This window comes from Streptomyces sp. NPDC104371 (assembly GCF_055583785.1).
Map to the genome: position 1 here is coordinate 203,959 of NZ_JBVJNF010000009.1, position 24,372 is coordinate 228,330.

Here is a 24,372-nt window from a genome sequence, read left to right on the forward strand (position 1 = left end):
CGAGCCGGCGGCGCCTCGCGGCTCTAGGGGATTGATGACTGAGTATGGCCGGGGCCCCGGCTCCGAACCGTGGCATCCCGAGGACCCGTTGTACGGGGACGGTGGATGGGGAGGACAGCAGGCCCAGGCCCACGGGGCCCAGTCCCCGTACGGCGGCCACCCGCAGCAGTACCCGCAGCAGCCGCAGCCGCAGCAGCAGAACTACGGCGACTGGGGAGGCGGCCAGCCCGGCGGCTACGACCAAGGGCAGCAGCAGTACCCCCAGCAGTACCCGAACCCCTATCCCGGCCAGGGGCAGGACCCCTACCAGCAGCAGGGCGGGCAGCCCTACCAGCAGCCAGGGCAGCAGTACCCGCCCCAGATGCAGCAGGGCCAGGGCAACGGCGGCTGGGTCGGCGGAGGTCAGGGCAACGTCCCCTACCCCGGCGACCCGGCCGACCCGTACGGCACGCAGGGCGGCCCCCAGGCCGGTGCCCAAGGCGGCGGACAGTCCGACTACTACCAGTCGCCCGAGGCGTACCCGCCCTCCGAACCGCAGCCGTCCGAGCCGCAGACCCGCCGCGCCGAACCGGAGCCGGAGACCGACTGGGATCCCGGCCCCGACCAGGGCGAACACGCCTTCTTCGCGGGCGACGGCGAGGACGACGACCACGACGACGAGGCGGACGGCCGCCGGGGCCGCGCCGAGCGGCGAGGGCGCGGCGGCAAGGAGAAGAAGCGGCGCAGCAGGACCGCCTGCCTGGTCGTCGTCCTGATCCTCGGCGGCGGGATCGGCGGGATCGGCTATGTCGGCTACCAGTACTACCAAAGCCACTTCGGCTCGGCGCCCGACTACGAGGGCCAGGGCACGAGCGAGTTGGTCACGGTCACGATCCCGCGGGGCGCCGTCGGTTCCACCATCGGGCAGGCGCTGAAGAAGGCCGGTGTCGTCAAGAGCGTCGACGCGTTCGTGGCGGCCCAGCAGGCGAACCCGCACGGCAACGCCATCCAGGCGGGCACGTACACGTTGCACAAGCACATGTCCGCGGCCAGCGCCGTCGAGTTGATGCTCAGCCCGAAGAGCAAGAACAACCTGATCATCGCCGAGGGCTGGCGCAACGCCAAGATCTACGAGGCGATCGACGCGCGGCTCAAGCTCGAGCCGGGCACCACCAAGGGCATCGCCAAGAGCAAGTGGAAGAGCTTCGGCCTGCCCGACTGGGCCAACACGGACAAGGACATAAAGGACCCGCTGGAAGGGTTCCTGTATCCGTCCAGCTATCCGGTCTCCAAGGGGATGACGCCCGAGGACGTCCTGAAGCAGATGGTCGGCATGGCCAAGGAGAAGTACGCCGAGTTCGGCCTCAAGGACAAGGCCGACAGCCTCGACCTGCAGAACCCGCTGCAACTGCTGACGGTGGCGAGTCTCGTCCAGGCGGAGGGCAAGACCCACGAGGACTTCCGCAAGATGGCCGAGGTGGTCTACAACCGCCTCAAGCCGACGAACACGGAGACCAACCAACTCCTCCAGTTCGACTCGACGTTCAACTACCTCAAGGGCCAGAGCAACATCCATATCTCCGAGTCCGAGATCAACAAGAACCAGGACCCGTACAACACCTACACGCAGAAGGGCCTGCCGCCCGGCCCCATCGACAACCCCGGCGACGAGGCCCTGCGGGCGGCGCTGAACCCGACCCACGACGGCTGGATCTACTTCGTGGCGACCGATGGCATAAGCAAGACCGAGTTCGCCAAGACCTACGCCGAGTTCAAGAAGCTCAGGGACAAGTTCAATGCCGCGCCGACCCACTGAGGGCCGCCGGGCCGCCGTGCTCGGTTCGCCCATCGCGCACTCCCTCTCTCCCGTGCTGCACCGCGCCGCGTACGCGGAGCTGGGGCTGAGCGACTGGTCCTACGACCGGTTCGACGTCGACGAGGAGCACCTGCCCGGGTTCTTCGCCGAACTCGGCCCGGAATGGGCCGGGTTGTCGCTGACCATGCCGCTCAAGCGGGCCGTCATCCCGCTGCTCGACTCGATCAGCGACGCGGCGGCCTCGGTCGAAGCGGTCAACACCGTCCTGTTCACCGAGGACGGACGGCGGGTCGGTGACAACACCGACATCCCCGGGATGGTGGCCGCCCTGCGCGAACGGGGCGTCGAGCAGGTGGAGTCCGCCGCGATCCTCGGCGCCGGCGCCACCGCCTCCTCCGCCCTCGCCGCACTCGCCCGGATCTGCACCGGCGAGGTCGTCGCCTACGTCCGCAGCGCGGCGCGGGCCGACGAGATGCGGCAGTGGGGCGAGCGGCTCGACGTCGACGTCCGCACGGCCGACTGGGCGGACGCCGACCAGGCGCTGCGCGCCCCGCTGGTCATCGCCACCACCCCGGCCGGGACGACGGACGCGCTGGCCGCTGCCGTCCCGGAGCGTCCCGCGACCCTGTTCGACGTGCTCTACGACCCCTGGCCCACCGCGCTCGCGGCGCGCTGGTCCGCGTACGGGGGCGCCGTCGTCGGAGGCCTCGACCTGCTGGTGCACCAGGCGGTGCTCCAGGTCGAGCGGATGACGGGCCGTTCCCCGGCCCCGCTGGACGCCATGCGCCGGGCGGGCGAGCACGCCCTCGCCGCGCGGTAGCCACCGGCTCGTCACGCACCCCGCTGACGTCCGCCTTGTGGACCTGGGCCCACCACCCCCCACGGACGTGGGAGGATCGGAGGTGGCGGGCCGGGGCCGCGCACCCGGTCGCCGTCGCCGTACGCGAGACGCGCGTACAGAGAGAGGACCAGGGCGCGAGCACTGAGGAGCACCGTTGAGCAGGTTGCGCTGGCTGACCGCGGGGGAGTCCCACGGTCCCGCACTTGTCGCGACGCTGGAGGGCCTTCCCGCCGGCGTACCGATCACCACGGAGATGGTGGCGGACCATCTGGCGAGGCGGCGGCTGGGCTATGGGCGCGGTGCCCGGATGAAGTTCGAGCGTGACCAGGTCACCTTCCTCGGCGGAGTCCGGCACGGCCGCACCCTCGGCTCCCCGGTGGCGATCATGGTCGGCAACACCGAGTGGCCCAAGTGGGAACAGGTGATGGCGCCCGACCCGGTGGACCCGGAGGTCCTGGAGGGGCTGGCCCGCAGCGCCCCGCTGACCCGGCCGCGCCCCGGCCACGCCGACCTCGCGGGCATGCAGAAGTACGGGTTCGACGAGGCCCGGCCGATCCTGGAGCGCGCCTCGGCCCGGGAGACCGCGGCCCGCGTCGCGCTCGGCGCGGTGGCGCGGTCGTACCTGAAGGAGACGGCGGGCATCGAGATCGTCTCGCACGTGGTCGAACTGGCCGCGGCGAAGGCGCCCTACGGGGTCCTGCCGACGCCCGCGGACGTGGAGAAGCTGGACGCCGACCCCGTGCGCTGCCTGGACCCGGACGCGTCGAAGGCGATGGTCGCGGAGATCGACCAGGCGCACAAGGACGGTGACACCCTCGGCGGCGTGGTCGAGGTCCTCGCCTACGGTGTGCCGGTGGGCCTCGGTTCGCATGTGCACTGGGACCGGCGGCTGGACGCCCGGCTCGCGGCGGCGCTCATGGGTATCCAGGCGATCAAGGGCGTCGAGGTCGGCGACGGCTTCGACCTGGCGCGGGTGCCGGGCTCGAAGGCGCACGACGAGATCGTCACCACACCCGAGGGCATCAGGCGGACCACGGGCCGCTCCGGCGGCACCGAGGGCGGTCTGTCCACCGGTGAACTGCTGCGCGTGCGGGCCGCGATGAAGCCGATCGCGACTGTGCCCCGCGCGCTGAAGACCGTGGACGTCGTCACGGGCGAGCCCGCGCAGGCGCACCACCAGCGCTCGGACGTGTGCGCGGTCCCGGCCGCCGGGATCGTCGCGGAGGCCATGGTGGCCCTGGTCCTCGCCGACGCGGTGGCGGAGAAGTTCGGCGGCGACAGCGTCCCCGAGACCCGCCGGAACGTCCGCTCGTACCTCGAGAACCTGGCGATCCGGTGAGCGCGCCCCTGGTCGTCCTGATCGGGCCGATGGGGGTCGGCAAGTCCACCGTCGGGCGGCTGATCGCCGAGCGCCTCGGCGTCGGCTACCGGGACACGGACGACGACATCATGGCCGAACAGGGCCGTACCATCGCCGACATCTTCGTGGACGACGGCGAGCCGGCCTTCCGCGCCATGGAGAAGGACGCGGTCCGCAGGGCTCTCCTCGAGCACCCGGGCGTCCTCGCCCTGGGCGGGGGCGCGATCCTCGACGCCGACACCCGCGCCCTGCTGGCCGCGCACCGGGTGGCGTATCTCTCGATGGACGTCGAGGAAGCCGTCAAGCGCACCGGGCTGAACGTGGCCCGCCCGCTGCTCGCGGTCAACCCGCGCCGCCAGTGGCGCGAGTTGATGGAGGCCCGCCGCCATCTGTACACCGAGGTCGCCCGCACGGTCGTGCCCACCGATGGCCGTACCGCCGAAGAGGTTGCCCAAGCCGTCCTGGACGCACTGGAGTTGAACGAAGCATGAGCGAGGCTGTGACGCGGATCCGGGTCGGCGGCACGGAGGGCACCGATCCCTACGAGGTCCTGGTCGGCCATCAACTCCTCGGTGAACTGGGCGGGTTGATCGGCCAGAAGGCCAAGCGGGTCGCGATCGTGCACCCCGAGGCGCTGGCCGAGACGGGGGAGGCGCTGCGCGCCGACCTCGCCGAGCAGGGCTTCGAGGCGATCGCCATCCAGGTGCCGAACGCGGAGGAGGCCAAGACCGCCGAGGTCGCCGCCTACTGCTGGAAGGCGCTCGGCCAGTCCGGCTTCACCCGCACCGATGTCATCGTGGGCGTGGGCGGCGGCGCGACCACCGACCTGGCCGGGTTCGTGGCCGCGACCTGGCTGCGCGGGGTCCGCTGGATCGCGATCCCGACGACCGTCCTGGCCATGGTGGACGCGGCGGTCGGTGGCAAGACCGGCATCAACACCGCCGAGGGCAAGAACCTGGTGGGCGCCTTCCATCCGCCCGCGGGCGTCCTGTGCGACCTCGCCGCCCTCGACTCCCTCCCGGTCAACGACTACGTCTCCGGTCTCGCGGAGGTCATCAAGGCCGGCTTCATCGCCGACCCGGTGATCCTCGATCTGATCGAGGAGGACCCGCAGGCCGCCCGCACCCCGGCCGGTCCGCACACCGCCGAGCTGATCGAGCGCTCCATCAGGGTCAAGGCCGAGGTCGTCTCCAGCGACCTGAAGGAGTCGGGCCTGCGCGAGATCCTCAACTACGGCCATACGCTGGCCCATGCGATCGAGAAGAACGAGCGCTACAAGTGGCGCCATGGCGCGGCCGTCGCCGTCGGTATGCACTTCGCGGCCGAACTCGCGCGCCTGGCCGGGCGGTTGGACGACGCTACCGCCGACCGGCACCGCTCGGTCCTGGAGTCGGTCGGACTGCCCCTGCAATACCGCTACGACCAGTGGCCCAAGCTGCTGCAGACCATGAAGGTCGACAAGAAGTCCCGCGGCGACCTGCTCCGCTTCATCGTGCTGGACGGCCTGGCCAAGCCCACCGTGTTCGAGGGCCCCGACCCGGCGATCCTGCTCGCCGCCTACGGCGAGGTGGCCGAGTAACTCTCCCCGCCCCGGCCCCGCCACGCCGTGGTCGACTCATCCTTCTTGCCATGGGTTGACCGAAATCGCCTGCGCGAAGGGGCACTTCGCGCCGTCCCCGGCCGTTCACACAACAACGGCCGGGGACGGTACCGTTCGGTACGGCGCGGGGTGCCCCACCCCGCTGCCAGCGTCAGTCGCCTGCACGAGACGGAGTGGCACCGGATGCAGCATGCAGTGGGAGCCCCGCTGCCGCCGCCCCATCAGCCGGGGCACGGCCCGGCTGTCGCCTGGTCATCGGCCGCACCACACCCGGGACACGCGGACCCCACCCCGACCCTGCCGCTGAAGGCGCCAAACTTCGCGGGTCCTCCGGTGCCGCCCGGAGCGCCGCAGCCCCAGGCCCCGCAGCAGCACGCCCCCGCTCCGCCCACGTCGGACATCACGGGGCATATGCGGCTCCCGGCGGGCAACCTGGTCGGGATGCCGAGCGCGCCGTCGGCCGCGGGCGTGCCCGACCCCACGTCGATCACGCTGGCGGTGCTGCTCATCGGCCCCGCGGGCGCGGGCAAGACCAGCGTCGCCAAGTACTGGGCCGACCACCGCCGGGTCCCGACCGCGCACATCAGCCTCGACGACGTCCGCGAATGGGTGCGCTCCGGCTTCGCCGACCCACAGTCCGGGTGGAACGACAACTCGGAGGCGCAGTACCGCCTCGCCCGCCGCACCTGCGGCTTCGCCGCCCGTAACTTCCTGGCCAACGGCATCTCGTGCATCCTCGACGACGCCGTCTTCCCGGACCGCCCGGTCGTCGGTCTCGGTGGCTGGAAGAGGCATGTGGGCCCCGGACTGCTCCCGGTCGTCCTCCTGCCCGGACTGGAGATCGTGCTGGAGCGCAACGCGCAGCGCACGGGCAACCGCCGGCTGTCCGACGAGGAGGTCGCCCGTATCCACGGCCGGATGGCCGGGTGGTACGGCTCCGGGCTGCCGATCATCGACAACTCCCAGCTCGATGTGGCGGGGACGGCCCAGGTCCTCGACGAGATCCTGACCCGCGCGATCGCGAGCCCGCCGCAGTGGTGAGCCCCGGGGACGCCCCGGGGAGCCACCGGACACGCCCGGAGCCGGGGCGGCGCACGCTCGCGGCGTCAGGGCGACCAGCCGCCCGTCCGGCCCCGCTGGAACGGCGATATCCGGCCACGCCTCGTAGGCTCGGGTCATGTCAGAGGTGTACGCGGCCCGCCGCGAGCGGCTGAGGGAACGCTCCAGCGCGGGCGGCAGTGCCACGGCGCTGGTCTCCCGCCCCGCCAATGTCCGCTATCTCGCGGGCACCGTGCCCCACGGTGCCGTGCTGCTGCTGGGCGTGGACGAGGACGTACTGGTGTGCGCCGACGCGCTGGACGAACAGTCCGCCGACGCGCGGCCCGACCAGGCGCTGCGCGTGGAGACGCTGCCCGCGCCCGGCGGCGACTGCGCCGTCGCGGCGGCCGGACTCGCCGCCGCGCAGGGCGCCGACTCGCTCGCGGTGGAGGAACACCACCTCACGGTCGCCCGGCACCGCGCCCTCGGGTCGGTCGCGCCCCGGCTGCGGCTCGGCGACCTCGGCACCGCGGTCGAGCAGTTGCGCCTCGTCAAGGACGAGGAGGAGATCTCCCTGCTCAGGATCGGCGCGGAGATCGCCGACCAGGCCCTGAGCGAGCTGCTCGAATCCATCCTCGTGGGCCGCACCGAGCGCCATCTCGCCCTCGAACTGGAGCGCCGCCTCGTCGACCACGGCGCCGACGGCCCCGCCTTCACCACCTCGGTCGCCACCGGCCCGAACGCGGGCCGCCGCGGGCACCGCCCCACGGACCGGCGGGTGGAGGAGGGCGACTTCCTCTCCGTCTGCCTGGGCGCCGCCTACCGCGGCTATCGCTGCGAGATCGGCCGTACCTTCGTCATCGGCACCTCGCCCGCGGACTGGCAGGTCGAGCTGTACGACCTCGTCTTCGCCGCCCAGCGCGCCGGACGGCAGGCCCTGGTGCCCGGCGCCGCCTGCCGCGAGGTGGACCGGGCCGCCCGTCAGGTGCTGGACTCCGCGGGGTACAGTGAGGGGCTTGCGCCGACGACCGGGCACGGAGTGGGACTCGAAATCGACGAGGACCCTCGGCTGGCCCCCTCCGCCATGGGTAAACTGGACGCTTGCGTGCCGGTCACTGTCGAACCGGGGGTCCACCTCCCCGGCCGGGGTGGTGTCCGGATCGATGACACGCTCGTCGTACGCCCCGAGGCGGACGGCGGACCCGAGCTACTCACCATCACGACCAAGGAGCTGCTCGCGCTGTAGCGCGTGCCCCGGGGTCGTACGTCTGTCCAGGAGATTCCGCAACCGTGGCTTCCACGAACGACCTCAAGAACGGCATGGTGCTCAAGCTCGAAGGCGGCCAGCTCTGGTCCGTCGTCGAGTTCCAGCACGTCAAGCCCGGCAAGGGCCCGGCTTTCGTGCGCACCAAGCTCAAGAACGTGCTCTCCGGCAAGGTCGTCGACAAGACCTTCAACGCCGGCGTCAAGGTCGAGACGGCCACTGTCGACAAGCGCGACATGCAGTTCTCGTACATGGACGGCGACTACTTCGTCTTCATGGACATGGAGACGTACGACCAGCTCCACGTGGACCGCAAGGCCGTGGGCAACGCCGCCAACTTCCTGATCGAGGGCTTCGAGGCCACCGTCGCGCAGCACGAGGGCGAGGTGCTCTTCGTCGAGCTCCCGGCCGCCGTCGAGCTGGTCGTCGCCGAGACCGAGCCGGGCGTCCAGGGCGACCGCTCCACCGGTGGCACCAAGCCCGCCAAGCTGGAGACCGGCCACCAGATCCAGGTCCCGCTCTTCATCACCACCGGTGAGAAGATCAAGGTCGACACCCGTACGAGCGACTACCTCGGCCGGGTGAACAGCTAACCGTGGCTGCCCGTAACACGGCCCGTAAGCGCGCCTTCCAGATCCTCTTCGAGGGCGACCAGCGCGGGGTCGACGTCCTCACGGTCCTCGCGGACTGGGTCCGGCACTCGCGGTCCGACACCCGGCAGCCGCCGGTGAGCGAGTACACGATGCAGTTGGTCGAGGGCTACGCGGAGCACGCGCGGCGCATCGACGAGCTGATCGCTCAGTACGCCGTCGGCTGGACGCTCGACCGGATGCCGGTCGTCGACCGCAACATCCTGCGCCTGGGCGCCCATGAGCTGATCTGGGTCGACGAGACCCCGGACGCCGTGGTGCTCGACGAGATGGTGCAGCTCGCCAAGGAGTTCTCCACGGACGAGTCGCCCGCGTTCGTCAACGGCCTGCTCGGCCGCCTGAAGGACCTGAAGCCGTCGCTGCGCCGCGACGAGAGCTGAGACGCGTCGACGCCGTGGGGCCCCAGCATCCGTGCTGGGGCCCCACGGCGTTCGCGTGGGCGGGGGAGTGGGCCAGGCGTGGCCGGGAGCGCGAGAACGCCGTCGGGGTGGCCGGAACCATACGATTCCGGCCACCCCGACGGCACGTTTCTGCTGGGCTGAGGGTCAGCTCTCCTCGTGGGAGACCGCGCGGCGCGCGTCCGCGTCCAGGACTCCCCAGCTGATGAGCTGCTCGGTCAGGACGGAGGGCGACTGGTCGTAGATGACCGCGAGCGTGCGCAGGTCGTCCTGGCGGATCGACAGCACCTTGCCGTTGTAGTCACCGCGCTGCGACTGGATCGTCGCGGCGTACCGCTGGAGCGGGCCCGCCTTCTCGGCCGGCACGGTGGCCAGACGCTCCAGGTCGAGGACGAGCTTCGGCGGCGGCTCGGCGGCACCGCCCGGCGTCGTACCGGGCAGCAGTTCCTGGACCGGAACCCCGTAGAAGTCCGCCAGCTCGGCGAGGCGCTGCACGGTGACGGCGCGGTCTCCACGCTCGTACGAGCCGACCACGACCGCCTTCCAGCGTCCCTGGGACTTCTCCTCCACACCGTGGAGGGAAAGGCCCTGCTGGGTGCGGATGGCCCGGAGCTTGGCCCCGAGCTGCTTGGCGTATTCGCTGGACATATAGCTCCCCGGACACGGTGTCGACGTGCGGCTCGGCCGCGCGGCTGGTAACTCACTGTGAGGTTACGCAGCGTTACTCTCCCCCGTCAAGCCGAATGGTCCGGACCGACTCTTCCGAGGAAGGCGGTGTGCCATGACGCCAGGGGGGTGATGTGGGGAGCCAGGGGGGTGAGTCGGCTCGCCCTCGGCGGGCTGGTAGCGTAGATGGCGCAAATCCGACGTCCTTTAAGGTCCGTCCCGTGAGGCGGAGAAGGAGGTCCGTTTCGTATGGACACGCAGCATTCCGATGCGCGGGCCGTTCTCGAAGGCCCCGACATCGCGCGGGTGTTGACCCGTATCGCCCATGAGATCGTCGAGCGCGCCAAAGGCGCCGACGACGTGGTGCTCCTCGGCATCCCGACCCGAGGTGTCTTCCTCGCCCGGCGGCTCGCCGTCAAGCTGGAGCAGGTGACCGGCCGCGCCGTGCCGGTCGGCTCCCTCGACATCACCATGTACCGCGACGACCTGCGCCTGCAGCCGCCGCGTGCGCTGGCCCGCACGGAGATCCCCGGTGACGGCATCGACGGCCGTCTCGTCGTCCTCGTCGACGACGTGCTCTTCTCGGGCCGCACCATCCGCGCCGCCCTCGACGCCCTGAACGACATCGGGCGTCCGCGCGCGGTCCAGCTCGCGGTCCTCGTCGACCGCGGCCACCGTGAACTTCCGATCCGCGCCGACTACGTCGGCAAGAACCTCCCCACGTCGCTGCGGGAGACGGTCAAGGTCCACCTCGCCGAGGAGGACGGTCGTGACACCGTCCTGCTCGGAGTGAAGCAGACCCCCCAGGGCGCACAGCGGTAGCACCCGGCGCAGGCCGTCGACCCACGCCCCGTGCGTGCGCCCAGGCGTGCCCGTCCGCCCAGCCCTGCCCTCCGCGGGACCTTCAAGCCCCCGCCTCCCCATGAACTGCCTTACGGAGCCTGAAAGATGCACCGTCATCTCATCTCGGCCGCCGACCTCACCCGCGACGACGCCGTCCTGATCCTCGACACCGCCGAGGAGATGGCCCGGGTCGCCGACCGGCCGATCAAGAAGCTGCCGACCCTGCGCGGTCGCACCGTCGTCAACCTCTTCTTCGAGGATTCCACCCGCACCCGGATCTCCTTCGAGGCCGCCGAGAAGCGGCTGTCCGCGGACGTGATCAACTTCTCCGCGAAGGGGTCGAGCGTGTCCAAGGGCGAGTCCCTCAAGGACACCGCCCAGACGCTGGAGGCCATGGGCGTCGACGCCGTCGTCATCCGGCACGGCGCCTCCGGAGCCCCCTACCGCCTCGCCACCTCCGGCTGGATCGACGCCGCCGTCATCAACGCGGGCGACGGCACCCACCAGCACCCCACCCAGGCCCTGCTCGACGCCTTCACCATGCGGCGCCGCCTGGTCGGCCGGGACACCGGGCTCGGCCGCGACCTGGCCGGCAAGCGCATCACGCTCGTCGGCGACGTGCTGCACAGCCGGGTCGCCCGCTCCAACGTCGACCTGCTGCACACCCTCGGCGCCGAGGTCACCCTCGTCGCCCCGCCCACGCTGCTGCCGGTCGGCGCGCACTCCTGGCCCTGCGAGATCGCCTACGACCTCGACTCCGCCTTGCCCAAGTCGGACGCGGTGATGATGCTGCGCGTCCAGCGCGAGCGCATGAACGCGGCGTTCTTCCCCACCGAGCGCGAGTACGCGCGGCGCTACGGTCTGGACGGCGACCGCATGGCGAAGATGCCCGAGCACGCGATCGTGATGCACCCCGGCCCGATGGTCCGCGGCATGGAGATCACCGCCGAGGTCGCCGACTCGCCGCGCTGCACCGCCGTCGAGCAGGTCGCCAACGGCGTCTCCATCCGGATGGCGGTCCTCTACCTGCTGCTCGGCGGTGCCGTGTTCGACCCGAAGACCGCCCCCGACGCCGCCACCGCGCCCGCCGCCCAGCCCCGTACCGAGGAGAAGTGACCCCCATGAGCAAGACCCTGATCCGTGGTGCGAAGGTGCTCGGCGGCGCGCCGCAGGACGTCCTGATCGACGGTGAGACCATCGAGGCCGTCGGCAGCGGCCTTTCGGCCGAGGGCGCCGAGATCGTCGAGGCCGACGGCAAGGTGCTCCTGCCGGGCCTGGTCGACCTGCACACCCATCTGCGCGAGCCCGGCCGCGAGGACTCCGAGACGGTCCTCACCGGCACGCGCGCGGCGGCGGCCGGCGGCTTCACCGCCGTATTCGCCATGGCCAACACCTTCCCGGTCGCCGACACCGCCGGTGTCGTCGAGCAGGTCTGGCGCCTGGGCCGCGAGCACGGCTACTGCGACGTACAGCCCATCGGCGCCGTCACCGTGGGCCTGGAAGGCCGGAACCTCGCCGAGCTGGGCGCCATGCACGAGTCTGCGGCGGGCGTCACGGTCTTCTCCGACGACGGCAAGTGCGTGCACGACGCGGTGATCATGCGCCGGGCGCTGGAGTACGTGAAGGCATTCGGCGGCGTCGTCGCCCAGCACGCCCAGGAGCCACGGCTGACCGAGGGCGCCCAGATGAACGAGGGCGTCGTCTCCGCCGAGCTGGGCCTCGGCGGCTGGCCGGCGGTCGCCGAGGAGTCGATCATCGCCCGCGACGTCCTGCTCGCCGAGCACGTCGGCTCCCGCGTCCACATCTGCCATCTCTCCACCGCCGGGTCGGTCGAGATCGTGCGCTGGGCCAAGTCCCGCGGCATCGACGTCACCGCCGAGGTCACCCCGCACCACCTCCTGCTCACCGACGAACTGGTGCGCACCTACAACCCGGTCTACAAGGTCAACCCGCCGCTGCGCACCGAGCGCGATGTGACGGCGCTGCGCGAGGCCCTCGCCGACGGCACGATCGACATCGTCGCCACCGACCACGCCCCGCACCCGCACGAGGACAAGGACTGCGAGTGGGCCGCCGCCGCCATGGGCATGGTCGGCCTGGAGACCGCGCTGTCCGTGGTCCAGCGGACGATGGTCGACACCGGGCTGCTCGACTGGGCGGGCGTCGCCGACCGGATGTCCTTCACCCCCGCGCGGATCGGCCGGGCCGCGGGCCACGGACGCCCCGTCTCGGCAGGCGAGCCCGCGAACCTCACCCTCGTCGACACGGCATACCGTGGGCAGGTGGACCCCGCGGGCTTCGCCTCGCGCAGCCGCAACACCCCCTACGAGGGCCGTGAGCTGCCGGGCCGTGTCACCCACACCTGGCTCCGGGGCAAGGCCACCCTCGTCGACGGGAAGCTCGCGTGACATCTCTCTACCTGCTGGCCGCCGAGAAGACCTCGGCGGACGTGACCAACTGGCCCGCCCGTATCGGCTGGCTCGTCGGCCTCGCCCTGTTCGTCGCGCTCGTCTACTGGCTGATGCGCGAAGGCTGGAAGTGGCGCGGCACGCTCCAGAGCGACCTGCCGGAACTGCCCGGCGCGCCCGACAGCCCCGGCGAGGCCAGACTGACCATGAGGGGCCGCTACCACGGCTCCACCACGGCCGGGCAGTGGCTGGACCGCATCGTGGCCCATGGCCTCGGCACCCGCAGCCGGGTCGAGCTGACGCTGACGGACGCGGGCCTGGACGTCGTACGCCCCGGCGCGAGCGACTTCTTCGTCCCGGCCGGGCGACTGCGCGAGGCCCGGCTCGACAAGGGCATCGCGGGCAAGGTCCTCACCGAGGGCGGCCTGCTGATCGTGACCTGGGAGCACGGCGGCAAGCTGATCGACTCCGGCTTCCGCTCCGACCACGCGGCCGAGCACCCCGAGTGGGTCGACACCCTGAACAAGATGATCAACAAGACGGAAGGCGCACGATGACGACCTCCACCCGGGGAGCTTCCAAGGTTCCCGCCGTACTCGTCCTGGAGGACGGCCGGATCTTCCGCGGCCGTGCCTACGGGGCCGTGGGGGTGACCTTCGGCGAAGCCGTGTTCTCCACCGGCATGACCGGCTACCAGGAGACCCTCACCGACCCGTCGTACCACCGCCAGGTCGTGGTGATGACCGCCCCGCACGTCGGCAACACCGGCGTCAACGACGAGGACCCCGAGTCGCAGCGGATCTGGGTCGCCGGTTACGTGGTGCGCGACCCCGCGCGCGTGCCCTCCAACTGGCGCGCCCGGCGGTCGCTGGAGGACGAGCTGCGCCGGCAGGGCGTCGTCGGCATCAGCGGCATCGACACGCGGGCGCTCACCCGCCATCTGCGCGAGCGCGGCGCCATGCGCGTCGGCATCTTCTCCGGCAACGCGCTGCCCGACGAGGGCACCATGCTCGCCGAGGTGCGCCAGGCCCCCGAGATGACGGGCGCCGACCTCTCCGCCGAGGTCGCCACCCAGGAGGCGTACGTCGTCCCGGCGATCGGTGAGAAGAAGTTCACCGTCGCCGCCGTCGACCTCGGCATCAAGGGCATGACCCCGCACCGCATGGCCGAGCGCGGCATCGAGGTGCACGTCCTGCCCGCGACCGCGACCGCCGAGGACGTCTACGCCGTCAACCCCGACGGTGTGTTCTTCTCCAACGGCCCCGGCGACCCGGCCACCGCCGACCACCCCGTCGCCGTCATGCAAGCCGTCCTGGAGCGCCGCACGCCCCTGTTCGGCATCTGCTTCGGCAACCAGATCCTCGGCCGCGCGCTCGGCTTCGGCACCTACAAGCTGAAGTACGGCCACCGCGGCATCAACCAGCCGGTGCAGGACCGTACGACCGGCAAGGTCGAGGTCACCGCGCACAACCACGGCTTCGCCGTCGACGCCCCCCTCGACCAGGTGTCCGACACCCCCTACGGCCGCGCCGAGGTCTCCCACGTCTGCCTCAACGACGACGTGGTGGAGGGCCTCCACCTGCTCGACCGCCCGGCCTTCAGCGTCCAGTACCACCCCGAAGCGGCAGCGGGCCCCCACGACGCCGCCTACCTGTTCGACCGCTTCGTTTCCCTGATGGAGGGCCAGCGTGCCTAAGCGCACCGATATCCAGTCCGTCCTGGTCATCGGCTCCGGCCCGATCGTCATCGGTCAGGCCGCGGAGTTCGACTACTCCGGCACCCAGGCGTGCCGGGTCCTGAGGTCCGAGGGCCTTCGCGTCGTCCTGGTGAACTCCAACCCGGCGACGATCATGACCGACCCGGAGATCGCCGACGCCACCTACGTCGAGCCGATCACCCCCGAGTTCGTCGAGAAGATCATCGCCAAGGAGCGGCCCGACGCGCTGCTGCCCACCCTGGGCGGTCAGACGGCGCTCAACACCGCGATCTCGCTGCACGAGAACGGCGTCCTCACGAAGTACGGCGTCGAACTGATCGGCGCCAACGTCGAGGCGATCCACAAGGGCGAGGACCGCGACCTGTTCAAGGACGTCGTCAAGGCCGTCCGCGCCAAGATCGGGCACGGCGAGTCCGCCCGCTCGGTCATCTGCCACACCATGGACGAGGTGCTCGCGGGCGTCGACGAACTCGGCGGCTACCCCGTCGTCGTACGCCCCTCCTTCACCATGGGCGGCGCCGGCTCCGGCTTCGCGCACGACGAGGAAGAGCTGCGCCGCATCGCCGGACAGGGCCTCACCCTCTCGCCCACCACCGAGGTGCTCCTGGAGGAGTCCATCCTCGGCTGGAAGGAGTACGAGCTGGAGCTGATGCGCGACAAGCACGACAACGTCGTGGTCGTCTGCTCCATCGAGAACTTCGACCCGATGGGCGTGCACACCGGTGACTCGATCACCGTCGCCCCGGCGATGACCCTGACCGACCGCGAGTACCAGATCCTGCGCGACATCGGCATCGCCGTCATCCGCGAGGTCGGCGTCGACACCGGCGGCTGCAACATCCAGTTCGCGGTGAACCCCGAGGACGGTCGCGTGATCGTCATCGAGATGAACCCGCGCGTGTCGCGTTCGTCCGCCCTCGCCTCCAAGGCGACCGGCTTCCCGATCGCCAAGATCGCCGCCAAGCTCGCCGTCGGCTACACGCTCGACGAGATCCCGAACGACATCACCCAGGAGACCCCGGCCTCCTTCGAGCCGACCCTGGACTACGTGGTCGTCAAGGCGCCGCGGTTCGCCTTCGAGAAGTTCCCGAGCGCCGACAGCACGCTGACCACGACCATGAAGTCGGTCGGCGAGGCCATGGCGATCGGCCGCAACTTCACCGAGGCGTTCCAGAAGGCGCTGCGCTCGCTGGAGAAGAAGGGCAGCCAGTTCACCTTCGTCGGCGAGACCGGGGACAAGGCGGAGCTGCTGCGCGCCGCCGTGCGCCCCACCGACGGCCGGATCAACACGGTCATGGAGGCCATCCGCGCGGGCGCCACGCCGGAGGAGGTCTTCGAGGCCACCAAGATCGACCCGTGGTTCGTCGACCAGCTCTTCCTGATCAAGGAGATCGCCGACGAGCTGGCCGAGGCGCCCGAGCTGACCCCCGAACTGCTGGCCGAGGCCAAGCGTCACGGCTTCTCCGACCACCAGATCGGCGAGATCCGCGGGCTGCGCGAGGACATCGTCCGCGAGGTGCGGCACGCGCTGGGCGTGCGCCCGGTCTACAAGACGGTCGACACCTGCGCCGCCGAGTTCGCGGCCAGGACGCCGTACTTCTACTCCTCCTACGACGAGGAGAGCGAGGTCGCGGCCCGCGAGAAGCCCGCGGTCATCATCCTGGGCTCCGGCCCGAACCGCATCGGCCAGGGCATCGAGTTCGACTACTCCTGCGTCCACGCCTCCTTCGCGCTGTCCGCCGCCGGGTACGAGACCGTGATGGTCAACTGCAACCCCGAGACGGTCTCCACGGACTACGACACCTCCGACCGCCTGTACTTCGAGCCGCTGACGCTCGAGGACGTGCTGGAGATCGTCCACGCCGAGCAGCAGGCCGGACCGGTCGCGGGCGTCGTGGTCCAGCTCGGCGGCCAGACGCCGCTCGGCCTCGCGCAGGCGCTGAAGGACAACGGCGTGCCGATCGTCGGCACCCCGCCCGAGGCGATCCACGCCGCCGAGGACCGCGGCGCGTTCGGCCGCGTGCTGGCGGAGGCGGGCCTGCCCGCCCCCAAGCACGGCACCGCCACCACGTTCGAGGAGGCCAAGGCCATCGCGGACGAGATCGGCTACCCGGTCCTCGTCCGGCCCTCCTACGTGCTCGGCGGGCGCGGCATGGAGATCGTGTACGAGGAGGCCCGTCTCGCCTCCTACATCGCCGAGTCGACCGAGATCAGCCCCTCTCGGCCGGTGCTGGTCGACCGCTTCCTCGACGACGCGATCGAGATCGACGTCGACGCCCTGTACGACGGCGAGGAGCTGTACCTCGGCGGCGTCATGGAGCACATCGAGGAGGCCGGTATCCACTCCGGCGACTCGGCGTGCGCGCTGCCGCCGATCACGCTGGGCGGCTTCGACATCAAGCGGCTGCGCGCCTCCACGGAGGCCATCGCCCGCGGCGTCGGCGTCCGGGGCCTGATCAACATCCAGTTCGCGATGGCGGGCGACATCCTCTACGTCCTGGAGGCCAACCCGCGCGCGTCCCGTACGGTCCCCTTCACCTCGAAGGCGACCGCGGTGCCGCTCGCGAAGGCCGCCGCGCGGATCTCGCTGGGCGCCACCGTCGCCGAACTGCGCGCGGAGGGCCTGCTGCCGAAGCACGGCGACGGGGGCACCCTGCCGCTGGACGCGCCGATCTCCGTCAAGGAAGCCGTCATGCCCTGGTCGCGCTTCCGCGACATCCACGGCCGCGGCGTCGACACGGTGCTCGGCCCGGAGATGCGCTCCACCGGCGAGGTCATGGGCATCGACACCGTCTTCGGCACGGCGTACGCCAAGTCGCAGGCGGGCGCCTACGGTCCGCTGCCGACCAAGGGCCGTGCCTTCATCTCGGTCGCCAACCGGGACAAGCGCTCGATGATCTTCCCCGCGCGGGAACTGGTCGCCCACGGCTTCGAGCTGCTCGCCACCTCCGGCACGGCCGAGGTGCTCCGGCGCAACGGCATCCACGCGACGGTCGTGCGCAAGCAGTCCGAGGGCACGGGGCCCGACGGTGAGAAGACCATCGTCCAGCTCATCCACGCCGGCGAGGTCGACCTCATCGTCAACACCCCGTACGGCACCGGAGGCCGCCTCGACGGCTACGAGATCCGGACGGCGGCCGTGGCACGGTCCGTGCCGTGTCTGACGACGGTCCAGGCGCTCGCCGCGGCGGTGCAGGGCATCGACGCCCTCACCCACGGCGACGTGAGCGTCTGCTCGCTCCAGGAACACGCGGATCACCTGACCGCGGCCCGCGACTAGCAGCCGACCAGGGGGGACATCGGAAACGGTGTCCCCCTCGTCGTGAGGACACCCCCATGTACAGACTCTTCTTCCGTCTCGTCTTCACCCGGATGGACCCGGAGAACGCCCACCACCTGGCCTTCCGCTGGATCCGCCTGGCCGCCCGCGTCCCGGTCTTGCGCACCTTCGCCGCCGCCTGCCTGGCGCCCCGTCACAAGGAGCTGCGCACCGAGGCCTTCGGGCTGCGGATGCACGGCCCCTTCGGGCTCGCGGCCGGCTTCGACAAGAACGCGGTCGCGATCGACGGCATGTCGATGCTCGGCTTCGACCACGTCGAGATCGGCACGGTGACCGGAGAGCCGCAGCCGGGCAACCCGAAGAAGCGGTTGTTCCGTCTCGTCCCGGACCGGGCGCTCATCAACCGGATGGGCTTCAACAACGAGGGCTCGCAGGCCGTCGCCGCGCGCCTGGCGTCCCGCAGGCCCGTCTTCAAGACCGTCGTCGGCGTCAACATCGGCAAGACCAAGGTCGTCCCGGAGGCCGAGGCCGTCGCGGACTACGTGAAGTCCGCCGAGCGCCTCGCGCCGTACGCCGACTACCTGGTCGTCAACGTCTCCTCGCCGAACACCCCCGGGCTGCGCGACCTCCAGGCGACCGAGGCGCTGCGACCGCTGCTGAGCGCCGTCCGTGCGGCCGCCGACCGCGCGGTCACCGCACGGCGCGTCCCGCTCCTTGTGAAGATCGCCCCCGACCTGGCCGACGAGGACATCGACGCCGTCGCCGACCTCGCCGTGGAGCTGGGCCTGGACGGGATCATCGCCACGAACACCACCATCGCGCGCGACGGCCTCGGCCTGACCTCCGACCCCGCCCTGGTGAAGGAGACCGGCGGGCTGTCGGGCGCGCCGCTGAAGGCACGCTCCCTGGAGGTGCTGCGCCGCCTCTACGCGCGCGTGGGCGACCGCATCACCCTCGTGGGCGTCGGCGGCATCGAGAACGCCGAGGACGCCTGGCAGCGCATCCTGGCCGGCGCCACGCTGATCCAGGGCTACAGCGCCTTCATCTACGAGGGACCCTGCTGGGCCCGCGCCCTCCACAAGGGGCTCGCCGCGCGCCTGCGCACGAGCCCGTACGCCACCCTCGCCGACGCGGTCGGCGCCGATGTGAGGAAGACCGCATGACCGAACCCTTTGGCGCGCGTCTTCGCCGGGCCATGGACGAGCGCGGCCCGCTGTGCGTCGGCATCGACCCGCACGCCTCCCTGCTCGCCGAGTGGGGGCTGGACGACGACGTCGCGGGCCTGGAGCGGTTCAGCCGCACGGTCGTCGAGGCCGTGGCCGAGCGGGTCGCCGTCCTCAAGCCGCAGAGCGCGTTCTTCGAGCGCTTCGGGTCGCGCGGCGTCGCGGTCCTGGAGACGACCGTGCAGGAGGCGCGGGAGGCCGGGGCGCTGGTCGTCATGGACGCCAAGCGCGGTGACATCGGCTCGACCATGGCCGCGTACGCCGAGTCCTTCCTGCACCAGGACGCCCCGCTGTTCTCCGACGCGCTGACCGTCTCGCCCTACCTCGGCTACGGCTCGCTGGCCCCGGCCGTGGAGCTGGCGCGCGAGAACGGCGCCGGGCTCTTCGTCCTCGCGCTGACCTCCAACCCGGAGGGCGGCGAGGTGCAGCACGCGGTGCGCGCGGACGGCCGCAGCGTCGCGGCGACGATGCTCGCCCATCTCGCCGCCGAGAACGCGGGCGAGGCGCCCCTCGGCTCCTTCGGCGCGGTGGTCGGGGCCACGCTCGGCGACCTGTCCTCGTACGACCTCGACATCAACGGCCCCCTCCTCGCGCCCGGTATCGGCGCCCAGGGAGCCACCGCGGCCGACCTTCCCGCGGTCTTCGGCTCGGCGGTCCGCAACGTGGTGCCGAACGTGAGCCGGGGGGTGCTGCGGTACGGCCCCGACGTCCTCGCGCTGCGCGAGGCGGCGGACCGTTTCGCCGAGGAGATCCGGGCGGCGGTGGCGGCGGCCTAGACGCGCCCCGGGGTCCCGCGTCCGGTGCTTCGGGGCGGGCCGGAGAGTGGATCCATCCGCGAATCCGGGGCAGTATGTCCCAAAAGTCCGTCTCGACAGAGGCTGACCAGGACTTTTCCGCTGTTCTCGCTGACTCCGGCGGACTTGCCCGCTAGTCTCCGACGAGTGGGGGCACCTCCCACGCCCTTGAGGCAGTGGGGGAGAACGGGCAAGCGTGTTGCTCGTGGCCCCCCAGGTGTGGGGCGACTAGGTTCCTCACCGGTCCGTATCCGACAGTTCAACATCCGAGGTGACGTAGGCGTGGCTCTTCCGCCCCTTACCCCCGAACAGCGCGCAGCCGCGCTCGAAAAGGCCGCCGCGGCTCGCCGGGAGCGGGCCGAGGTCAAGAATCGACTCAAGCACTCCGGCGCCTCTCTTCACGAGGTCATCAAGCAGGGCCAGGAGAACGACGTCATCGGCAAGATGAAGGTCTCCGCCCTGCTCGAGTCCCTGCCCGGCGTGGGCAAGGTCCGTGCCAAGCAGATCATGGAGCGACTCGGGATCTCCGAGAGCCGTCGTGTGCGTGGCCTTGGTTCCAACCAGATCGCCTCCCTGGAGCGCGAGTTCGGCGGTGCCGCCAGCTGAGTCCGGGGCACCCCGGATTTGCTGGAATAATCGCTGCATGAGTGAACGTCCGCGGCTGACCGTGCTCTCCGGCCCCTCCGGGGTCGGCAAGAGCACGGTCGTCGCCCATATGCGCAAGGAATACCCCGGGGTATGGCTCTCGGTGTCGGCGACGACCCGCCGCCCCCGTCCCGGGGAGCAGCACGGAGTCCACTACTTCTTCGTCAGCGACGAGGAGATGGACAAGCTGATCGCCAACGGCGAGCTGCTGGAGTGGGCCGAGTTCGCCGGTAATCGCTACGGCACACCACGGGCCGCCGTGCTGGAGCACCTGGAGGCCGGTGTACCGGTGCTGCTGGAGATCGACCTCCAGGGCGCCCGGCAGGTGCGCGAGTCGATGCCCGAGGCCCAGCTCGTGTTCCTGGCTCCCCCCTCCTGGGAGGAGCTGGTGCGCAGGCTCACCGGCCGCGGCACCGAGTCGCCCGAGGTCATCGAGCGCCGACTGGCGGCGGCCCGGGTCGAGCTGGCGGCCGAGCCGGAGTTCGATGTCACCCTGGTCAACACCTCCGTCGAGGACGTGGCGCGCGAGCTGCTAGCCTTGATGAACGTTGTGTGATCAGGGTTGTGTGATCAGGTCTGATCTTTTCCCATCTTCGGAAGGTAGAGCGTGTCCTCTTCCATCACCACGCCCGAGGGCATCATCAACCCGCCGATCGACGAGCTCCTCGAGGCTACCGACTCGAAGTACAGCCTCGTGATCTACGCGGCCAAGCGGGCCCGCCAGATCAACGCGTACTACTCGCAGCTCGGTGAGGGCCTCCTCGAGTACGTCGGTCCGCTCGTGGACACCCACGTCCACGAGAAGCCGCTGTCGATCGCCCTGCGCGAGATCAACGCGGGTCTGCTCACGTCCGAGGCCATCGAGGGCCCGGCGCAGTAACAACGCGCGCGGCGTCAGCACGCGGCGAGCGACATGTCAGATCCGCGGCTTGCAACAGGCCTTCCGCAGGCCCGGCAGAGGGGCACTTCCAGCATCGGCTGGGGGAGCGACTGCCGGGCCTGCGGTGTGTCATAGACGCGTACGCCCGAGACAGGCGCGTACGCCCTGGCAAGCCGCGGTGTCACGGATTCACGAGTACGGGGAGGCCCGGTGGGCAAGCCGAAGGTCGTTCTGGGGGTCAGCGGTGGCATCGCCGCGTACAAGGCGTGCGAGCTGCTGCGCCGACTGACGGAGTCGGGCCACGACGTACAGGTCGTCCCCACCGCCTCCGCCCTGCACTTCGTCGGCGCCGCCACCTGGTCCGCGCTGTCCGGCAAGCCGGTCTCGACCGAGGTCTGGGACGACGTCCACGAGGTGCCGCACGTCCGGATCGGACAGCACGCCGACCTGGTGGTCGTGGCCCCCGCGACGGCCGACATGCTCGCCAAGGCGGCCCACGGCCTCGCCGACGACCTGCTGACGAACACGCTGCTCACGGCCCGCTGCCCGGTCGTCTTCGCCCCGGCCATGCACACCGAGATGTGGGAGCACCCGGCCACCCAGGAGAACGTGGCGACGCTGCGGCGCCGCGGCGCCGTGGTGATCGAGCCCGCGGTGGGCCGGCTGACCGGCGTCGACACGGGCAAGGGCCGGCTGCCCGACCCCACCGAGATCTTCGAGGTCTGCCGACGCGTGCTCGCGCGAGGCGTCCGTGAGCCGGACCTCGCGGGCCGCCATGTCGTCGTCAGCGCGGGCGGCACCCGCGAGCCCCTCGACCCCGTCCGCTTCCTCGGCAACCGCTCCTCCGGCAAGCAGGGCTACGCCCTCGCGCGCACGGCGGCGGCCCGCGGCGCCCGGGTCACCCTGATCGCCGCGAACACCGGCCTGCCCGACCCGGCGGGCGTGGACGTCATACCGGTGGGCACCGCGGTCCAACTGCGCGAGGCGGCCCTGAAGGCCGCCGCCGACGCGGACGTCGTCGTGATGGCGGCGGCGGTCGCGGACTTCCGGCCCGCCGTGTACGCGCCGGGGAAGATCAAGAAGAAGGACGGGCAGGAGCCGGAGCCGATCGCCCTGGTCAGGAATCCGGACATTCTCGCGGAGCTGTCCGCCGACCGCGCCCGGCCGGGCCAGGTGGTCGTCGGCTTCGCCGCGGAGACCGACGACGTGCTGGTCAACGGCCGCGCGAAGCTGGCCCGCAAGGGCTGTGACCTGCTCGTGGTGAACGAGGTAGGGGAGGCCAAGACCTTCGGCACCGAGGAGAACGAGGCGGTCGTGCTGGGCGCCGACGGCAGTGAGACTCCTGTGCCGTACGGGCCCAAGGAGGCGCTGGCCGAGACGGTCTGGGACCTTGTGGTCCGCCGCCTGGCCTGAATGATTCATTTCACTTCGCGGCTCGGCTTCCCTGGCACATTCAGGCGTGGCGACCCTGGTAAACAGCGTGTGGCATTGGGCAGAATGCCCGTGCCGCAGGTCACAGGGTTCCCGAGAGGCGAGACAGGTGGGCCGGTGGCCGAGCGCGACCGATAAACTGTCCCTCGGACGAACGCCTGGGCGCAGCCCCTGTACGTCCGGTCAATGATCAGCCAGCAGCCGCTGCAACCACAGGGAGCGTTGTGTCCCGTCGCCTGTTCACCTCGGAGTCCGTGACCGAGGGCCACCCCGACAAGATCGCTGACCAGATCAGCGACGCCATTCTCGACGCGCTTCTGCGGGAGGACCCGACGTCCCGGGTCGCCGTGGAGACGCTGATCACGACCGGCCTGGTGCATGTGGCCGGTGAGGTCACGACCAAGGCCTACGCGGACATCGCGACGCTGGTCCGCAACACGATCCTCGGAATCGGCTACGACTCCTCGAAGAAGGGCTTCGACGGCGCCTCCTGTGGTGTCTCGGTGTCGATCGGCGCGCAGTCCCCGGACATCGCGCAGGGTGTGGACACGGCGTACGAGACCCGTGTCGAGGGCGACGAGGACGAGCTGGACCGGCAGGGCGCGGGCGACCAGGGCCTGATGTTCGGCTACGCGTCGGACGAGACCCCGACGCTGATGCCGCTGCCGATCTTCCTGGCGCACCGCCTGTCCAAGCGCCTGTCCGACGTCCGCAAGAACGGCACGATCCCCTACCTGCGCCCGGACGGCAAGACCCAGGTCACCATCGAGTACGACGGCGACAAGGCGGTCCGCCTGGACACGGTGGTCATCTCCTCGCAGCACGCGAGCGACATCGACCTGGAGTCCCTGCTCGCCCCCGACATCCGCGAGTTCGTCGTGGAGCCCGAGCTGAAGGCGCTCCTGGACGAGGGCATCAAGCTGGAGACGGACGGCTACCGGCTGCTCGTCAACCCCACCGGCCGCTTCGAGATCGGCGGCCCGATGGGCGACGCCGGTCTGACCGGCCGCAAGATCATCATCGACACCTACGGCGGTATGGCCCGCCACGGCGGCGGCGCCTTCTCCGGCAAGGACCCGTCCAAGGTCGACCGCTCGGCGGCGTACGCGATGCGCTGGGTCGCCAAGAACGTGGTCGCCGCGGGCCTGGCCTCCCGCTGCGAGGTCCAGGTCGCGTACGCGATCGGCAAGGCCGAGCCGGTGGGCCTGTTCGTCGAGACCTTCGGCACGGCCAAGGTCGACACCGACAAGATCGAGGCCGCGATCAGCGAGGTCTTCGACCTGCGCCCGGCCGCGATCATCCGCGACCTCGACCTGCTCCGCCCGATCTACGCCCAGACGGCGGCCTACGGCCACTTCGGCCGCGAGCTGCCCGACTTCACCTGGGAGCGCACCGACCGAGTGGAGGCGCTGCGCAAGGCCGCCGGTCTGTAGGACCGCACTGTCCGTCGGCGAAGCCCGGCGCCCCCGCTCGACGCGGGGCGCCGGGCTTCGGCGTGAGCGCTGTCGGCGGGCGGGCGGCGGTGTCAGTGGCGTTTGG

At 71.0% G+C, this 24,372-nt stretch carries 23 protein-coding genes; 22 read left to right on the forward strand and 1 reads right to left on the reverse strand.

Annotated elements, in window-relative coordinates:
* The first annotated feature begins 34 nt into the window (after positions 1–34).
* The 9 genes from mltG to nusB all read left to right on the forward strand — a co-directional run bounded on the left by mltG (position 35) and on the right by nusB (position 8,928).
* Entirely contained in the window at positions 35–1,795 is a 1,761-nt protein-coding gene (gene mltG / locus ACZ60T_RS26125) for an endolytic transglycosylase MltG (RefSeq protein ID WP_469668080.1), read from the forward strand.
* Positions 1,776–2,615, forward strand: coding sequence for a shikimate dehydrogenase (locus ACZ60T_RS26130; protein ID WP_469668082.1), 840 nt, complete (start codon positions 1,776–1,778; stop codon positions 2,613–2,615). The genes mltG and ACZ60T_RS26130 overlap by 20 nt, the downstream gene beginning before the upstream one ends.
* 175 nt (positions 2,616–2,790) lie before the next feature.
* Entirely contained in the window at positions 2,791–3,975 is a 1,185-nt protein-coding gene (gene aroC / locus ACZ60T_RS26135) for a chorismate synthase (RefSeq protein ID WP_469668083.1), read from the forward strand.
* A gap of 29 nt (positions 3,976–4,004) precedes the next feature.
* Positions 4,005–4,487 (forward strand): shikimate kinase, encoded by a 483-nt coding sequence (locus ACZ60T_RS26140; protein WP_469668138.1) that lies wholly within the window; start codon positions 4,005–4,007, stop codon positions 4,485–4,487.
* On the forward strand, positions 4,484–5,575 hold the full coding sequence (gene aroB / locus ACZ60T_RS26145) for a 3-dehydroquinate synthase (protein WP_469668084.1): 1,092 nt from the start codon (positions 4,484–4,486) through the stop codon (positions 5,573–5,575). Before ACZ60T_RS26140 ends, aroB begins: the two co-directional genes overlap by 4 nt.
* A gap of 204 nt (positions 5,576–5,779) precedes the next feature.
* Positions 5,780–6,637, forward strand: coding sequence for a Pro-rich N-terminal domain-containing protein (locus ACZ60T_RS26150; protein WP_469668085.1), 858 nt, complete (start codon positions 5,780–5,782; stop codon positions 6,635–6,637).
* A gap of 136 nt (positions 6,638–6,773) precedes the next feature.
* A complete protein-coding gene (locus ACZ60T_RS26155; RefSeq protein ID WP_365631201.1) occupies positions 6,774–7,880 on the forward strand; it encodes an aminopeptidase P family protein in 1,107 nt (368 codons plus the stop codon).
* Positions 7,881–7,924: 44 nt separating this feature from the next.
* Positions 7,925–8,491 carry an elongation factor P gene (efp, locus tag ACZ60T_RS26160; RefSeq protein ID WP_252423562.1) on the forward strand — a complete coding sequence of 189 codons (567 nt, stop codon included), beginning with the start codon at positions 7,925–7,927 and terminating at the stop codon, positions 8,489–8,491.
* A gap of 2 nt (positions 8,492–8,493) precedes the next feature.
* Entirely contained in the window at positions 8,494–8,928 is a 435-nt protein-coding gene (nusB, locus tag ACZ60T_RS26165; RefSeq protein WP_365631203.1) for a transcription antitermination factor NusB, read from the forward strand.
* 165 nt (positions 8,929–9,093) lie between these two features.
* Here nusB and bldD read toward each other — a convergent pair whose 3' ends face one another.
* Positions 9,094–9,594 (reverse strand): transcriptional regulator BldD, encoded by a 501-nt coding sequence (gene bldD, locus ACZ60T_RS26170; protein WP_071364425.1) that lies wholly within the window; start codon positions 9,592–9,594, stop codon positions 9,094–9,096.
* Between the two features lie 267 nt (positions 9,595–9,861).
* Between bldD and pyrR the strand changes: the two genes are divergently transcribed.
* From pyrR to metK, 13 genes are all read left to right on the forward strand, one after another.
* A complete protein-coding gene (gene pyrR, locus ACZ60T_RS26175) occupies positions 9,862–10,434 on the forward strand; it encodes a bifunctional pyr operon transcriptional regulator/uracil phosphoribosyltransferase PyrR (protein WP_252423558.1) in 573 nt (190 codons plus the stop codon).
* Between the two features lie 126 nt (positions 10,435–10,560).
* Positions 10,561–11,571, forward strand: a complete 1,011-nt coding sequence (locus ACZ60T_RS26180) for an aspartate carbamoyltransferase catalytic subunit (protein WP_365631206.1) — start codon at positions 10,561–10,563, stop codon at positions 11,569–11,571.
* Between the two features lie 5 nt (positions 11,572–11,576).
* Positions 11,577–12,863, forward strand: a complete 1,287-nt coding sequence (locus ACZ60T_RS26185) for a dihydroorotase (protein ID WP_469668086.1) — start codon at positions 11,577–11,579, stop codon at positions 12,861–12,863.
* Positions 12,860–13,420: a PH-like domain-containing protein gene (locus ACZ60T_RS26190; protein WP_365631210.1), complete on the forward strand. Its 561-nt coding sequence runs from the start codon at positions 12,860–12,862 to the stop codon at positions 13,418–13,420. The genes ACZ60T_RS26185 and ACZ60T_RS26190 overlap by 4 nt, the downstream gene beginning before the upstream one ends.
* Entirely contained in the window at positions 13,417–14,559 is a 1,143-nt protein-coding gene (carA, locus tag ACZ60T_RS26195) for a glutamine-hydrolyzing carbamoyl-phosphate synthase small subunit (protein WP_469668087.1), read from the forward strand. Before ACZ60T_RS26190 ends, carA begins: the two co-directional genes overlap by 4 nt.
* Complete coding sequence (gene carB / locus ACZ60T_RS26200; protein WP_469668088.1) at positions 14,552–17,860, forward strand: carbamoyl-phosphate synthase large subunit; 3,309 nt, start codon at positions 14,552–14,554, stop codon at positions 17,858–17,860. Before carA ends, carB begins: the two co-directional genes overlap by 8 nt.
* A 56-nt stretch (positions 17,861–17,916) precedes the next feature.
* Positions 17,917–19,023, forward strand: a complete 1,107-nt coding sequence (locus ACZ60T_RS26205) for a quinone-dependent dihydroorotate dehydrogenase (protein ID WP_469668089.1) — start codon at positions 17,917–17,919, stop codon at positions 19,021–19,023.
* Positions 19,020–19,859: an orotidine-5'-phosphate decarboxylase gene (gene pyrF / locus ACZ60T_RS26210; RefSeq protein ID WP_469668090.1), complete on the forward strand. Its 840-nt coding sequence runs from the start codon at positions 19,020–19,022 to the stop codon at positions 19,857–19,859. The genes ACZ60T_RS26205 and pyrF overlap by 4 nt, the downstream gene beginning before the upstream one ends.
* A 300-nt stretch (positions 19,860–20,159) precedes the next feature.
* Positions 20,160–20,483 (forward strand): integration host factor, encoded by a 324-nt coding sequence (locus ACZ60T_RS26215; RefSeq protein WP_055492888.1) that lies wholly within the window; start codon positions 20,160–20,162, stop codon positions 20,481–20,483.
* A 37-nt stretch (positions 20,484–20,520) separates the two neighbouring features.
* Positions 20,521–21,078: a guanylate kinase gene (gene gmk / locus ACZ60T_RS26220; RefSeq protein ID WP_365631221.1), complete on the forward strand. Its 558-nt coding sequence runs from the start codon at positions 20,521–20,523 to the stop codon at positions 21,076–21,078.
* A gap of 51 nt (positions 21,079–21,129) precedes the next feature.
* Positions 21,130–21,402 (forward strand): DNA-directed RNA polymerase subunit omega, encoded by a 273-nt coding sequence (gene rpoZ, locus ACZ60T_RS26225; RefSeq protein ID WP_003970369.1) that lies wholly within the window; start codon positions 21,130–21,132, stop codon positions 21,400–21,402.
* Between the two features lie 210 nt (positions 21,403–21,612).
* Positions 21,613–22,815, forward strand: a complete 1,203-nt coding sequence (coaBC, locus tag ACZ60T_RS26230) for a bifunctional phosphopantothenoylcysteine decarboxylase/phosphopantothenate--cysteine ligase CoaBC (RefSeq protein WP_469668091.1) — start codon at positions 21,613–21,615, stop codon at positions 22,813–22,815.
* Positions 22,816–23,057: 242 nt separating this feature from the next.
* A complete protein-coding gene (gene metK, locus ACZ60T_RS26235) occupies positions 23,058–24,266 on the forward strand; it encodes a methionine adenosyltransferase (RefSeq protein WP_252423530.1) in 1,209 nt (402 codons plus the stop codon).
* The last annotated feature ends 106 nt before the right edge of the window (positions 24,267–24,372 follow it).

Coding starts and splice junctions, on each gene's coding strand:
- gmk (WP_365631221.1), top strand. CDS start 20,521: ATGAGTGAACGTCCGCGGCTGACCGTGCTCTCCGGCCCCTCCGGGGTC.
- aroB (WP_469668084.1), top strand. CDS start 4,484: ATGAGCGAGGCTGTGACGCGGATCCGGGTCGGCGGCACGGAGGGCACC.
- pyrF (WP_469668090.1), top strand. CDS start 19,020: ATGACCGAACCCTTTGGCGCGCGTCTTCGCCGGGCCATGGACGAGCGC.
- mltG (WP_469668080.1), top strand. CDS start 35: ATGACTGAGTATGGCCGGGGCCCCGGCTCCGAACCGTGGCATCCCGAG.
- ACZ60T_RS26180 (WP_365631206.1), top strand. CDS start 10,561: ATGCACCGTCATCTCATCTCGGCCGCCGACCTCACCCGCGACGACGCC.
- bldD (WP_071364425.1), bottom strand. CDS start 9,594: ATGTCCAGCGAATACGCCAAGCAGCTCGGGGCCAAGCTCCGGGCCATC.
- ACZ60T_RS26130 (WP_469668082.1), top strand. CDS start 1,776: ATGCCGCGCCGACCCACTGAGGGCCGCCGGGCCGCCGTGCTCGGTTCG.
- ACZ60T_RS26155 (WP_365631201.1), top strand. CDS start 6,774: ATGTCAGAGGTGTACGCGGCCCGCCGCGAGCGGCTGAGGGAACGCTCC.
- ACZ60T_RS26205 (WP_469668089.1), top strand. CDS start 17,917: ATGTACAGACTCTTCTTCCGTCTCGTCTTCACCCGGATGGACCCGGAG.
- carA (WP_469668087.1), top strand. CDS start 13,417: ATGACGACCTCCACCCGGGGAGCTTCCAAGGTTCCCGCCGTACTCGTC.
- pyrR (WP_252423558.1), top strand. CDS start 9,862: ATGGACACGCAGCATTCCGATGCGCGGGCCGTTCTCGAAGGCCCCGAC.
- ACZ60T_RS26150 (WP_469668085.1), top strand. CDS start 5,780: ATGCAGCATGCAGTGGGAGCCCCGCTGCCGCCGCCCCATCAGCCGGGG.
- ACZ60T_RS26140 (WP_469668138.1), top strand. CDS start 4,005: ATGGGGGTCGGCAAGTCCACCGTCGGGCGGCTGATCGCCGAGCGCCTC.
- ACZ60T_RS26185 (WP_469668086.1), top strand. CDS start 11,577: ATGAGCAAGACCCTGATCCGTGGTGCGAAGGTGCTCGGCGGCGCGCCG.